The following is a 13,412-nucleotide window of genomic DNA, read 5'->3' on the forward strand; positions in this document are numbered from 1 at the left end:
GTTTCCTCTTCGACTTTACTATTCAAAGATAAGCTTTAATTGGAAAAATGTTACCAACTATTTTTGGCCACATTACTCCAACTTTTAGTTTTTAGTTTTTATCTTTTATCTTTCTAGTAGCAATCCCAATGATACAACACCCGGCTAAAATCCCGTTTAGCCAAGTTCTCCGGACGGATAAAGAAATTGCACACGCCGGAATCCCCCCACACGATCTTATAGTCATCAGTTTCATCTGAATCCAACTGGAACAACAAGATTGAATTTTCCTTCAACTCCTGATGATACTCCCGCGGGTCAAGCTGCGTGAAGAAGGGATACCCTCCCATACGATGCCCTCCCATATCCAGTTGGTCGTAAACCTTATCCAGCTCATCCTCCGGGGCTCGGTCCAGAGAGGCCACCCGTGCATCGGGATTCGCCTCGTTATAGGCATCCAACAACAATTTATCGAAACGATAGTCTCCGCCCCCCATCGGCATGGACGATTTCTCGAAATTCAGTCTTAATTCACCATCCACCGGGAAACCATCCGGGTACTCCACACCCTCCGTCGGTAAAACAGAAAGTAAAGCCGTCTCATCTTCCACTACTTCCTCGTGATAAATCACCCGGAATCCCTTCTGCTCTTCCGGATTCTCGAAATTCAACCCGTGGGCATTTTCTCCCGCAATATAAAACTGGAGAATTCCCTTTGTCGGAAAACCATCCAACGGCGGCATCTCGCTGAAATTCACCTGTGCCAAGAAACGCAATGGCAACAACTTTCGTTCTTCCACCTGTTCGAGAGCCTCTCCTGCGGCTGCGGAAGGCACGGTGGTTGTACCTCCATCTAACCCGGCAAATGGTCCGGCCGCCACGCTCGCAGCCACCGCAGGTGCTTGTCCTTCCGTGACAACCGTACTTCCCGCCTCCTCGTAAGGATAGTCAAACCCTTTAGGCATATAGGGCATCCCCCCGATCTTGCTCTCCCAGGGTTTAGTTGTTCCTTTTGACGGGATCAGCGTCACGCACTCTGTCGTTGTTTTCTCCTTGATAACCCGCAGTATTCGATCTGCTGAAGTCTCTTTCTTCCCTTCATTTCCTCCGCCTCCGAATATTTTATTAAAGAATCCCATAATATCGTCTTATTAAATGATTTCCGTGCCAAAAATACAAAAAGAAACTAAAAGTTAAAAGCTAAAAACTAAAAGCTTGGTATTAGCCTGCCTTACCTAGGCTAATATTAGGCTTAAAACAGGCTACATTTAGTTAAACAAGCAGCCTACCATCCGGAGAAAATAGCAAACATATCCAAAAAATAGTCCTATTTAACGAATCTCCAAACGCAGGTAAGTCATATCCACACAAGGTTTTCCGTTATCGATGATTGGTTCCGGGTAATTATCCGTAAAGAAATTCTTCACCACGTGGTCCTGCACGAAACCGTAACGCTCGTAATACCCCACGCCACCCTCGCTCGTCCCCACCCACAAACAAGAAAAACGATTTTTATAATAACCGGCCAGAAAAGAGAGAATGTACATCCCGTACAATTTCCCTTGATACTCCGGCAACACGGCCAAATTCTTGATTTCCCCCTTTTCATCAACAACAGCCTCCCCGATCACCTTCCCATCCCTCTCCAGAATGAACATATCGCCCTCCTCCAAGTAACGGTCAACCATCGCCTCGCACGGGTCCGCATCCAGTAGAAGATGAAGATACGCTTTCTTATCCCCCGTCACCTTTACCATTCGCTGCGGGGGATTCTTCAAACGCAGGTACAGGATCGGGTAAGGTTTCCCGCAACCGTCCATTTCCGTGCGGCGTTCCACCTCAAACCCCATCCGGGCATAAAAGCCCACGGCCTGCCCGTTTTGCTCGTTCACGGCCACCGTCTCCGCGTGAACATCCTCGATCGCCCACTCGATAAGATCACGACCGATGCCCTTTCCCCGGTAATCCGGATCCACGAAAAGCATCTCGATAGATGTCATGTCATACCCCAAAAAGGCTACAATTTCATCCCCTTCATAATGAAGTAGCAAGGGCAACTTCTCGCAATTCTCACGCACAAAAGGCCTGTAAAACTCTATATATTCTTCCACGAGGAAATCATGGGTAGCTCGCACAGAGGCCTCCCATAATTCCACGCATCGTTCCACGATTTCCGCTCTGTTTCTTTTTTCCTTCACTGTATATTCTTTGATAACCACATTCCTATATCTTGTTTTGCCAAAGCCGCCGCCATCAAGTCCGGGAACTTGTCCGGGGTACAGGCAAATGCCGGAACACCCAGTTCTGCTAGGAATTGAGCGTTCTCCTTGTCGTAGAAAGGCGCCCCGTCGTCATTCAGAGCTAACAACACGATCAATTGCACCCCACTCTGCACGAGAGAAATCACCTTCTTGCGCATCTCCCGCTCATTACCCCCCTCACACAAGTCGGTCACGAGAACCAGCACCGTGTCTGAGGGACGAGTGATCACCGTCTGACAATACCCCAAGGCCCGGTCAATATCCGTACCGCCACCCAGTTGTACGCCGAAAAGCAAGTCCACCGGGTCCTGCAAATCATCCGTCAAGTCAACTACCGAGGTGTCAAACACCACCATACGGGTCTGTACGGCCGGAATCGAGGCCAGCACGGAGCCGAATATTCCCGAATAGACCACGGATGCCCCCATCGAACCACTCTGGTCGAGACACAGCACGATGTCCTTCAACGCCCGGCGTTTCCGGCCGAAACCGATACGAACCTCCGGGATAATCGTCTTGTACTCCGGCTGATAGTTCCGTAGGTTTTTCTCGATCGTCGTCTTCCAGTCAATCTCGTTGTAACGGGGATTTCTCCGCCTGCTGGAACGGTTCAAAGCCCCGGTAACGGCCTGTTGCATGGGTGACGATAGCTTTTTCATCAGCTCATCCACCACTTTACGTACGACTTCCCGGGCAATAACCTTGTTCTTCTCCGGTATCACCCTGCTCAAGGACATCAACGTTGCCACCAGATGCACGTCCGGCACCACCGATTCAAGCATCTCTTTCTCGGTCAGTAACGAAGTCAAGTTCAGTCGCTTGATTGCGTCCTTTTGAATCACTTGTACAACTGTCTGCGGGAAAAACTCCCGGATGTCTCCCAACCAACGGCTCACCTTGGGAGCCGAACCACTCAATCCCCCTTTACGGTCACTATCGTACAAAGCATTCAAGGCAGCATCCACGCGACTCTCCTCGGCAGAGAGGGAAACTCCCGTTCCATCCGCCTCGTTTCCTCCCAGTATTAATCGCCATCGCTTTAAAAGAGCTTCTTCCATTTTAGATTTTAAATTTTAGATTTTAAATTCCTCCTACACAGGCCAACGTTTTTTGATTTCCTACTTTTATCTTTTAGTTTTTATCTTGGTAATTATATACTACTTTACAGTCCATTAAGGTAATGCTTGTTTTCATACTCAAACTCCTCCGTCACTTCGTGCCACCTCCTCTATGAACAGAGGAGGAGCTGGTAACTCTTCCCAAAGACAGGAAGTATTTCAACTCTCCCTCTGTTTATAGAGGGAGTACCCCGAAAGGGGGAGGGAGTTGGTTTACTGTAAATTCGTATATAAGTTCCTTTATCTTTTACCTTTCTCGTTCCAACTGCACAATTGTTACACCTATTAAATACCTAATAACCGCTCAATCAACGGGATTACCCTCCGGGCATCTTCCCCGTTAAACGCCTCGCTTTCCGCGTTTACCCGTTTCACGGCAGAAGTTCCCTTGGCTTTCTCACCGAGTTTACGACGTTCCGGCAGGCTGTACTCGCTGAAGGTTCGGCGGAGTATGGGCAATAACTCCATGAAACTCCCATCATTCAGAGTGGCCAACCAACTATTCACCAAATCCCATAACTGATCGTCCAGCAACAAGATAGTACCCGATGATTTAAGGAATCCTTCAAACCAGAATGCCGTGTCGGATGCCGTGTTCCCGGGAGACGTGTAATAACTCAACGTTTGGGCCGTTTCCTCGTATCCAAGGATATTCTTATCCCGCAATAAACGAGTACAATAACCGGACAGCAAGGGATGAGACCCCCGTGCTTCCCGGATCTTGTTCACCAGTTCCGTCCACATCTCCATCAATCCCGGTTGGTTCGCCGTGGCCATAGCATAATCGACAGCCACCAATCGCTCCATGACCTCCGTAGCCGCATCCTCGTCCACGTTCGTGCAAGCCAGCACTCCCCCGGCAAGCACACGGGCCATCATGGCGTTCAGCATATCGTTGACCTTCCCGTAATCCAAATTCCGCACACTCCCGTAACGAACCACGTTCACCATACCGGGGATAGTCTTCATCATCTCCAGCACATCGGTTGTCGAGGCGGAAAGCGCGTCCAACCGGGACGTCATTTCTTCCACGAGAGCGGGCAAATCCGCGGGAATCACCCGTTCCAGCAAGTCCACCAACTCGGATATAGACGTGATGTCTTTCGACAAATAGGTGTTATACGCGATAACTGCCTCGGACAAAGTATTTCCCCACACGGCCTTCTCGATCACGGCAAGGGTCTGCTCCGGTTCGTAATAAACGGACCAAGCCTCCTTGAAAGTTCCCTTCCCATCAACCCGTAACAGACGGGCCATCTTTATACCGAGCAAGTTCAAGCGGTGGAAAAAGATACTCCGCTCCAAATCCATCGGTTTCCGCAAATCCAACTGGAATTCCTTCACCTCGGTCGTAAGGGGTAAGCGCAAGCGTTTCAACAACTTCTCCACATCCACGAGAAGAGGAACTTTAGGTACATCATCCGGTACGCTCCCCATACGATCGCTGATCACCAAGGCCTCCCGGATCACTTGTAACAGAATCGGGTCACCGAATCCCATCACCGTAGTCACGGCATCATTATATTCCTCCAAAGAAGGACGGGGCAAACCACGTAATGCGGCTGCAACTTGTGCCAGACGCACGGCCTCGATCACGTGAGCCACGGAAATATCCATTCCTTTCGTCCGGAAAAGGGCGGCCACCTTGCTCATCCAACGGGTTCCGTCGTCATCCGGATAATGCCATAAATGATCGTACCACCCCGGGGAAACGATTCCCGCCCCGTAACCGCTCCGGAAAGACAACCGATCGTAGGTCCACGGAATCCACGTACACTCCACCTTCACTTTCGGTAATCCCTTCAATAACTCATTGTCTTCTTTCTGCGTGGGCATCTTCTCCAGACCCGGCACATGCCAAGCCCCGCACACCACGGCTATACGTTTGAAACCCTCTTTTTGGGCAGCCCGGATCATTTTACGCATCCACGCTTCCCGCAACAAAGTCTCCCGATCGGTCTTTGGGAAATACTCCCGTAACACCGAAACAGCCTCTTTCACGGCGGCAAACACCTCCTCGTTACGCTGACGATTCTCAAAGTTCACTTCCCACCATAATTCCGGATCATCGTACCCGGCCGCCTTCGCCAGATGAGCAAAAGGATCAACGGGCAGTAATTCCGGAACGGCAACTTCCCGAACTTTTTCCGGGGTCTCGGTTGCAGATGCCTCCCCCTGTACTTCATCGCACTCCCCCTCTTCGCCGGTTTTCCCGGCCTCAGCTTGTTCCTCCCGTTCTTTCCAAAGAGCTAAATGATGCACCAGAGGTAAGTCAAAAAAACGTAATGACACCTCCTTTTTCATAGCATAGCACATGGCCTGCCATTCGGGTGAGAACTCGGCAAAAGGATAAAACACGGCCCTTCGAGGCTCGTCGGGCTGATACGCCAGCAAGGCCACGGGCGGTTTCATCTGCTCATGAAGTACTCCCGGCAAAAGCGGCTCCGCCTCCGGGGGACCTTCCAATAAAATAACATCGGGTTCCAGTTCTTCCAAGTACGCTCGTACGTTCTTGGCTGACCCCGGACCATGATGCCGTATGCCTAAAAAATGTATTCCATCAACCATTGTATAAATTAAATGACTACGTGATTGTCGATTACATGATTCCGTGATTCTACAATCACCGAATCGGAAATCACTAAATCACCGAATCAATCCGACTTCTAAATCTAAAACTAGTCACTATAACATTTCCCTAGATGCCCTATAAATGTCCTTCCAGCCATCGCGTCCCTTCACGACCGTTTCAAGGTATTCCTGCCATATCACCTGATCCTGCAGGGGGTCCTTCACAACCGCCCCGATAATTCCCGATACAAGGTCCGTGGCGTTTAACCGACCGTCACCGAAATACCCGGACATGGCCAAACCGTTATTCACGACGGAGATGGCCTCGGCCGTACTCAGCGTACCACTGGGAGTTTTCAACTTGGTCTTACCATCTTCGGTTGCTCCCTGACGTAACTCCCGGAAAATGGTAACCACTCGGCGAATCTCTTCCAATGCAGGTTTCTCTGCCGGAAGGTCCATAACGGCCTCGAAACTCTCCACCCGGCGACGCACGATGTCGATTTCCTCGTCGATCGTGTCGGGCAAAGGCAGGATTACCGTGTTGAAACGGCGTTTTAGAGCGCTTGACAAGTCATTTACACCCTTGTCCCGGTTATTGGCAGTAGCGATCACGTTAAAGCCCCTGATAGCCTGTATTTCACGATCCAGCTCGGGAATAGGCAACGTCTTCTCGGAAAGAATCGTGATCAACGTGTCCTGAACGTCCGAACCGACACGGGTCAACTCCTCGATGCGGGCCAGTTTACCATCCTTCATTGCACGCATAACGGGAGTTTGTACAAGAGCCCCCTCGCTGGGACCTTCGGCTAATAACTTGGCATAGTTCCACCCGTAACGAATAGCCTCCTCGCCCGTCCCTGCCGTTCCCTGCACGATCAAGGTAGAATCACCGGATATAGCCGCCGCCAGATGCTCGCTTACCCAGCTCTTGGCTGTTCCCGGTAGACCATACAACAACAATGCCCGATCCGTAACCAACGTGGCCACAGCGATCTCCATCAAACGACGATGCCCGATATACTTCGGGGTCACCTCAAAACCGTTTGCCAGTTTCCCGCCCATCAAGTAGGTAACCACCGATTGCGGGGATAGTTGCCAGTTTTCCGGTACTTTATTTGTCTCGTTTTTCTTTAACTCGTGCAACTCTTCCTCGAATTGCTGTTCCGCATGTTGTCTTAATAATAAACCCATATTTTTTCTTTTTGATATTTGTCTCTTATACCCAAACAATTTTAGATGAAAGAATCCTTTAAAAAGAGCCAGCCCCGTGCGGCTGAAATCTAAAATCTAAAATCTAAAATCTAAAATTAAAACGCCTGTATTATTTCCTTTTTCATCAATAACAGTTGTTGCAAACGAACCGTGAACTCCCAGTGGCTGGCACTACTCTCCCGTGACGTCCCTAAAGTGGACACGTAATCATACATCGAGGCAGGAAGGCGTAAAGCCAGCGCCTCGCAGGTCGGACGGTCATAATAACAATAGTCCATGGCGTAAATCATCTTCAACACGCCCCGGGAGAATTTCTCTCCCCACTCGCTATCGTCCTCGTCGAACCATTGACTGATGTAAAAATTCCGGTCGGCTTTCCCGCTTAAATTCAATTGCTCCCGCTGTTCCACGGATAATAAGGGAACCAATTGCATCAAGTCGGGAGACTGAAGTACCCGTTCATCTTTCAGCACGTGGTAGGCCCAATCCCGATTTTTATAACCCAGTATCGTGTCTGTCAAGTAAATATATTTTGAAAAAGGGGGTGATTTACGCATCCGCTGGGCTGCCGTCTCCGGATCACAATCGAAAAACTCGCACCAAAAGGACAAAGGCATACATTGTGCCATTTGTCGCAGGATATAATCACTGTCGCTCTCGCCTTTATTACTACTCACTTCGTTTATTCCTAACTTTTTGAATTCTTCCGTGTAAGCAATCGGGTCCACAGACCAACCAAGCAAACGACGATAATGCAAATGTTTCTTTAACGTCTCGGCAAACAAGTGCAAGATTCGGGATTCCGGGATCATACGTAACAAACGTAGGGCCTCGTCCCGCACGGTAGAACTCCGGTCACCACCCCGTACTTCCTCTAAAAAATCCTCATCCGCTACCGACAAACCGGTCTCCAGACAAGCCAGAAACTCCGCACGATGCTGGGCAGACTCGTTTTTCCATTCAGCACGTAACATCTCGATACCCCGGGCAGGATTCTCACGACGTACCCGTGAAAGTATCAGTTTCCGATCGGCATGAGTGGCCGTTTCCCACGTATCATCATCCTCTTCCTGCAAAGCGGCATATCCCATAATGGGTAATAACCAACGCCCCCGGTTACCCACCAGAGAGATCAGTAATTGCCGCTCCCGTTTTGCCGTCTGGCTCCCCGGCTGAAAAACTCGTGTCAACACTTGCGGCAGATATTCCGGCGGAATCAACTGTTCCCGCTCTGCCGCTTTCCGGTACCAAAAAAGCAACATATTAGCATACTTTTCCCCCAGCAAAATACTTAGTATCGCAGCCGCTTTCTGACCGACATAAGGCCGCATTTCCGGCCCAGCCTCTGAAACCGGAACAGGATCTTTTAACTTCAAAGGTTCCAAACCCGAACGATAGTAAGCGAAAAAAGCCGCAGCCCCCTTATAGAAGACCTCCTCCCCGTCTGTAGCGTTCTCTTTTACCCGCTCCAACGTCCCGGCAAGATCTTCCGGTAACTCGCCGGAAGTCATCTCCCGGTTAGCCGTTCCCAACAAGGCTATATTTATGACATTATCCGTTATACTCATTGCTTAACGTGTAATATTTATCCTCTATCCATAACGATAACACTCTCCATGACCGCTCCCCGGCAAGGAAGAACCCCGTGAATTCCCGTCCGCCGGTCACGGCAAAACCTTTCAATTTGCCGGCCTCTCCCAAGGTTAACGGAATCAGATACTCGTTGCTATCCTTAATCCACACCTGTTTTTCGTGCATCACAAGACGCACCTCGCTAACCAACACGGGTACTTCATACGTGAAAGGATTACGAGTCATACTCTCCCGATAGACCTGCATGGCCTCTGCCAATCCCGCACAACATCCTTTTCCGGATGGGATAAAGGGTTCTCTTGTACCTTTCTGTTCACGGAATAATACCCGAGTCGGAGTCACACCCTTGTAGAATGTCACATCTGCCACGACAACACTACCTGGTAATAAAGCGGTTTCCGCCAAAGCTCCCGGTGTTAAGAATTGTAAGAAGAGCGCATACCGACAGGTCTGTCGGCCGTACAACCAATTGTACTCTACCGTCAACCGGTCTTGTTGCAGACTTTCCGAGGCAACAACCAACCAATCGTCGGAAACCTGTTCCCCGTTAGCCAACACCTCCTCCTTGGCCTGCGGGTATCCCACGAGAGTACGGATTTCATCCTGCCATTCCGGGGACAACTGATCGAGGTGCTTGTAGCTTTCCGCCACGAGGTACGCCCGGCTTGCTCCCGCCGTCAGCTCGTACTTCCAGTCCTCACCGAAATAATGAATCTCCTGTAACTGCCGCATCATCCCCGCCAAACCGGGAGCCTGTGCATCGACCATTCGCTTGGAAATCCCGGCAAACAGGGATTGCGCCCGCTCCGGAACGTTCAACAGACCACTTCGCACGAGGTCCTTTAACCCTCCCTGCAAATCGTCCACACCGTTCAATACCTTTTTGTGTCGAGCCTCCTGCCTCTTCGCCTGAGCCTCTACATCCACGGGTTTATCCGCTTTTTCCTTCTTCTCCACCGCTTTTCCCGCACGTTTCTCCAACCACTCCTTCACCCAATCGGGTTCTTCCCCTGTCGTGAATAAATCCGGCTGAGAAGCATATAAAAATAAAAGCCCCAAGCTATGTTTACAAGGAAACTTATGGCTGGGACACGAACATTTGAAAGCGATATTCTGCAAATCGACCTGCGTCTGGTAGGGATTCTTACCACTTCCCTGACAATGCCCCCATAACGCCCGGTCACTCGCTCCCCGCAACACCCATTTCGCTGCCGAGGCCAATCCCTTCCCGGCTTTCACGGATGCCGCATCCGGGGCCAATTTTATAATTTGATCTTCTGATAATTGCATGTACTCTAAATTTCAATATCCATTCCGACAAATTTAGCGCTTAATCCGAGACTTGAAACACCTTCAACCATTATCTACTAAAAAAAGATTCAGGTATCAGCCATTTTACGGCTAAAACCTGAATCTTTGTATGATCAGAAACACTTACTTTACTTCATCCGCCTCATCACCCAGATCACGCAACCACACACCACGATCAGTACCGGACATATCCAACGCAAGAATATCTTGATCCATGCGAATCCTCCCGGGGTCAGGTACGTGTCATTATCCTTGGCTGCCGGACGACTGACATCAATAGGATATTCATCATAAACAAGCCAACGGAACATTCCATCCGTAAGCGCATAATTCGAGCGACGGAACTCCCGGTTTGCTCCGAGTTCCCCGTTACTGATACAATCGGCATCCCCAAGCACGAAGACACGCTGTTCCTTTCCTTTCACGTCACGACGCAAGGCATAACCGATAACATAGGCTTTTTCCTCCTCTCCCAATGCCGTATTCAGACGGGGTTCTTCGAGAGAAAAGTTCTTCGTTTCCAACTCATTCCAACATCCGGTAGTTTCAGTTGTAAACACGGGAATTGCCTCAAATCCCCGATCGCCTATCTTACGAATAGCCGCCGCGGAAGGCATAGTGAGTACATTATCCAACTCCAACATACGAGCAAAAACAGGTTCCAATCTTGCCCCTTCCGGCGTGAACCTAGCCCAAAGATAATCGGCAACGTACCCCTCGCGAGGCTGTACCAATACACCGGGTACAAAAGCGAGTCCCAATTGCTCCAGCACGGGCGCCATATATTCCTGCCGACGCGGTTCCCCGATCACCACTAAGTTTCCCCCATGTTCGATATACCGTTTAATTTGAATCAATTCATCATCCGTCAAAGCTTTCCGCAAATCGGCGATAACAAGTACATCCACGTCCGATGGAATATCTCCCCCTTCCGTCAGCGTGAGCGTGTAGGGCGTGTACCCTTGATTGACTAAAGCACTTCTTGAATCAAGAACTGTCGTGAACGAGGTATAATTTACCCCGGAACCATCATAAATATTGCGTTCGCCATGTCCACTCAAGAAAGCAATATACGGACTCTCGGCTACCATAGTCTTCAATACGGCGGAAATCTCCGCCTCGGAAGGATACTTTCCCTGATCATCGAACATACGCAAGAAAGCTTTCTGCCCGTTCTCCCGCTCTATTAGAAACACGTAGCGGAACTCCTCAGCAGAGAGATCGATCTTCTCCCTCATCTGTTCCGGAGTGAGTATACTTTTGGGATTAATATCGGAAGTCAGCACGAGTCTCTCTATTGCCTTATCCATTTCCTCGCGGGAAAGATTCATCCCTGCACTATTATCGTAATAATAATAGCTTTTCAGTTTCGTCTCCGGCTTGAAACGAGTAAATGTCTCGAAGATATTCCGGGTATTAAACCAATTGGAAGGCATTCCAAGATAGCCAAATTTGTCAAGGAGATTAACGTAAGAAGTAATCGTCAAGCCTCCGTCCACCTGCCGCAGTATTTCCTGACTGTTCGGGGTGATCGTGCGATCCTTGTTAGCCGTAGCGTCATAGAAACACTTCAATTGAGGAATCGTGGAAACATACCCGAGTAAGGCAACGCAGGCTACCAATCCCACGTACTTGCCCACTTTCACGCTCACGGAACAACTCCGACGGGCAAATTGCAGTTTCAGCACCGAGAAACCGAGGAACATCCCCGAAACGAGAATAAAATAAAGTATATCCTCGCTACAAATCAGCCCCCGGATAGATTCATCCGCACGTCCTTTAAGCGAGAACCAATACATCACTTCACGCACCCCCTCAATATGTTGCCACAAGCTACCGATAAAGTTTAAAAAGCTGATGAAAGTCAACGTTCCTAAAGCCGCAATGATCTGGTAAGAAGTCAAGGTCGACATGAAAAGCCCGATAGCCGCGTAAGTCGCCATGAGCAAGTACAAGCCCAACCAACCGGAAAGTACGAGCGAAAGATCAAAATCTTTGATCGAGAAAAACGCCACGACCACTAGTACCAACACGCTCCCCATCATGATCAGCCCATAAATCAACATGGAAAGGTATTTTCCCAGTATGATCTGTAAACTACTAATCGGGGAAGAAAAAAGTAATTTAATAGAACCACTGCTGTATTCCCGGCTCATAAGCCCCATTGTCAACAGGGGAATGTAAAGATAAAGGGTAGATTGGATGGTCGTGTAAGGGGCGAAACCACCAATCACGAAAAGCATATAACTCTGGTATCCCTGCATTTGTCCGAGGGTTTTCGCATTAACGGTATATTCCAGTAAGTTCGCAAAACTGCCGAAAACCTGAAACACGAATATGACCAAAATTAACCAAGCTATCGGAGAATAAAAGAGCGTACCTAACTCCGACTTTGCTATTTTATATATTACTCTCATAACGTTTATTAAAATTTATCGATCAATCTTTTTCCTGACAACTGTGCAAAAATCTCTTCCAAAGAAATTCTTTCCAACATAATCTCGCTTAGTCCCCAACCGTGGCGAACACACGTATCAGCCATCACCTCTGAAATGTCATCCCGCCTGTCAAACTGTACTCTCAAGGTGTTTCGATCCAAATGCTTGAGACGAGTCACCCCGGGGATTGCCAATATTTCCTCATCGGCAGGCGGATTGTCAAGTTTCACGATAAACGTGTCCGGTTTCACGTAATTATCGAATTCTTCCAGCGTCCCGGAGAAAACTAGATGCCCGTGTTCTATCATCTTGATGTCGTCGCACATGGCTTGCACTTCCGACAGAATATGCGTGGAAAGTAAAACGGCATGATCAACAGCGATCTCCTTGATCAGCTTACGAATCTCAAGAATCTGATTCGGATCCAACCCGTTCGTCGGCTCGTCCAGCACCACGAATTTAGGACTATGTATGATGGCTTGCGCTATTCCCAAACGTTGTTGATAACCACCAGAAAGATTACGGATCAACCGCTTGCTGAAATGAGCAATTCCACACCGTTCCTTGGCCATCTCCACGGCTTGTTTGATTTTCTTGGGTTCCATCAATCTCAATTCCGCACAGAATTCAAGATACTCGTCAACCGTGTGGTCCGAATACAAGGGTGGTTTCTGCGGTAGGAAACCGATATTCTTTTTGGCCTCCACGGGATTCTTGCGGGTATCAATACCGTTAATATACACCGTGCCATCCGTTCGATTCAACACGCCACAGATAATGTTCATTGTCGTGGACTTTCCCGCCCCGTTAGATCCCAATAATCCCAAGATTCCCTTCCGGTTCACCTCGAAATTTATATCTTGAATTGCCCAATCCACCGTGTAACGATGGGACAAATGCTCTACTTTTACAATAGATTCCATGTC

Annotated in this window: 9 protein-coding genes; all 9 read right to left on the reverse strand. The window is 49.0% G+C overall.

What is annotated here, in order from left to right:
* Window positions 1–113: 113 nt before the first annotated feature.
* Window positions 114–1,118 (reverse strand): YwqG family protein, encoded by a 1,005-nt coding sequence (locus tag I2I33_RS02630; RefSeq protein ID WP_087420114.1) that lies wholly within the window; start codon window positions 1,116–1,118, stop codon window positions 114–116.
* Between the two features lie 192 nt (window positions 1,119–1,310).
* Window positions 1,311–2,177, reverse strand: a complete 867-nt coding sequence (locus tag I2I33_RS02635) for a GNAT family N-acetyltransferase (protein WP_162613726.1) — start codon at window positions 2,175–2,177, stop codon at window positions 1,311–1,313.
* Window positions 2,174–3,298 (reverse strand): vWA domain-containing protein, encoded by a 1,125-nt coding sequence (locus tag I2I33_RS02640; RefSeq protein ID WP_087420113.1) that lies wholly within the window; start codon window positions 3,296–3,298, stop codon window positions 2,174–2,176. The genes I2I33_RS02635 and I2I33_RS02640 overlap by 4 nt, the downstream gene beginning before the upstream one ends.
* Before the next feature lie 345 nt (window positions 3,299–3,643).
* On the reverse strand, window positions 3,644–5,926 hold the full coding sequence (locus I2I33_RS02645) for a DUF5682 family protein (protein WP_087420112.1): 2,283 nt from the start codon (window positions 5,924–5,926) through the stop codon (window positions 3,644–3,646).
* A 117-nt stretch (window positions 5,927–6,043) separates the two neighbouring features.
* Window positions 6,044–7,123 carry an ATP-binding protein gene (locus tag I2I33_RS02650; protein WP_087420111.1) on the reverse strand — a complete coding sequence of 360 codons (1,080 nt, stop codon included), beginning with the start codon at window positions 7,121–7,123 and terminating at the stop codon, window positions 6,044–6,046.
* 116 nt (window positions 7,124–7,239) lie between these two features.
* Window positions 7,240–8,712 (reverse strand): DUF5691 domain-containing protein, encoded by a 1,473-nt coding sequence (locus I2I33_RS02655; RefSeq protein WP_087420110.1) that lies wholly within the window; start codon window positions 8,710–8,712, stop codon window positions 7,240–7,242.
* Window positions 8,696–10,027, reverse strand: coding sequence for an SWIM zinc finger domain-containing protein (locus I2I33_RS02660; protein ID WP_087420109.1), 1,332 nt, complete (start codon window positions 10,025–10,027; stop codon window positions 8,696–8,698). The genes I2I33_RS02655 and I2I33_RS02660 overlap by 17 nt, the downstream gene beginning before the upstream one ends.
* A 149-nt stretch (window positions 10,028–10,176) precedes the next feature.
* Entirely contained in the window at window positions 10,177–12,465 is a 2,289-nt protein-coding gene (locus I2I33_RS02665; RefSeq protein WP_087420108.1) for a Gldg family protein, read from the reverse strand.
* Between the two features lie 8 nt (window positions 12,466–12,473).
* Window positions 12,474–13,409, reverse strand: coding sequence for an ABC transporter ATP-binding protein (locus I2I33_RS02670; protein WP_087420107.1), 936 nt, complete (start codon window positions 13,407–13,409; stop codon window positions 12,474–12,476).
* Window positions 13,410–13,412 lie beyond the last annotated feature (3 nt).

It is taken from the genome of Butyricimonas sp. BSD2780061689_150309_C8 (assembly GCF_015560935.1).
GTDB classification, from domain to species: domain Bacteria; phylum Bacteroidota; class Bacteroidia; order Bacteroidales; family Marinifilaceae; genus Butyricimonas; species Butyricimonas paravirosa.

What these genes read in the sequence shown, in the direction of transcription:
- I2I33_RS02665 (WP_087420108.1), bottom strand. Translation starts at nt 12,465, where the DNA reads ATGAGAGTAATATATAAAATAGCAAAGTCGGAGTTAGGTACGCTCTTT.
- I2I33_RS02650 (WP_087420111.1), bottom strand. Translation starts at nt 7,123, where the DNA reads ATGGGTTTATTATTAAGACAACATGCGGAACAGCAATTCGAGGAAGAG.
- I2I33_RS02660 (WP_087420109.1), bottom strand. Translation starts at nt 10,027, where the DNA reads ATGCAATTATCAGAAGATCAAATTATAAAATTGGCCCCGGATGCGGCA.
- I2I33_RS02670 (WP_087420107.1), bottom strand. Translation starts at nt 13,409, where the DNA reads ATGGAATCTATTGTAAAAGTAGAGCATTTGTCCCATCGTTACACGGTG.
- I2I33_RS02645 (WP_087420112.1), bottom strand. Translation starts at nt 5,926, where the DNA reads ATGGTTGATGGAATACATTTTTTAGGCATACGGCATCATGGTCCGGGG.
- I2I33_RS02630 (WP_087420114.1), bottom strand. Translation starts at nt 1,118, where the DNA reads ATGGGATTCTTTAATAAAATATTCGGAGGCGGAGGAAATGAAGGGAAG.
- I2I33_RS02640 (WP_087420113.1), bottom strand. Translation starts at nt 3,298, where the DNA reads ATGGAAGAAGCTCTTTTAAAGCGATGGCGATTAATACTGGGAGGAAAC.
- I2I33_RS02655 (WP_087420110.1), bottom strand. Translation starts at nt 8,712, where the DNA reads ATGAGTATAACGGATAATGTCATAAATATAGCCTTGTTGGGAACGGCT.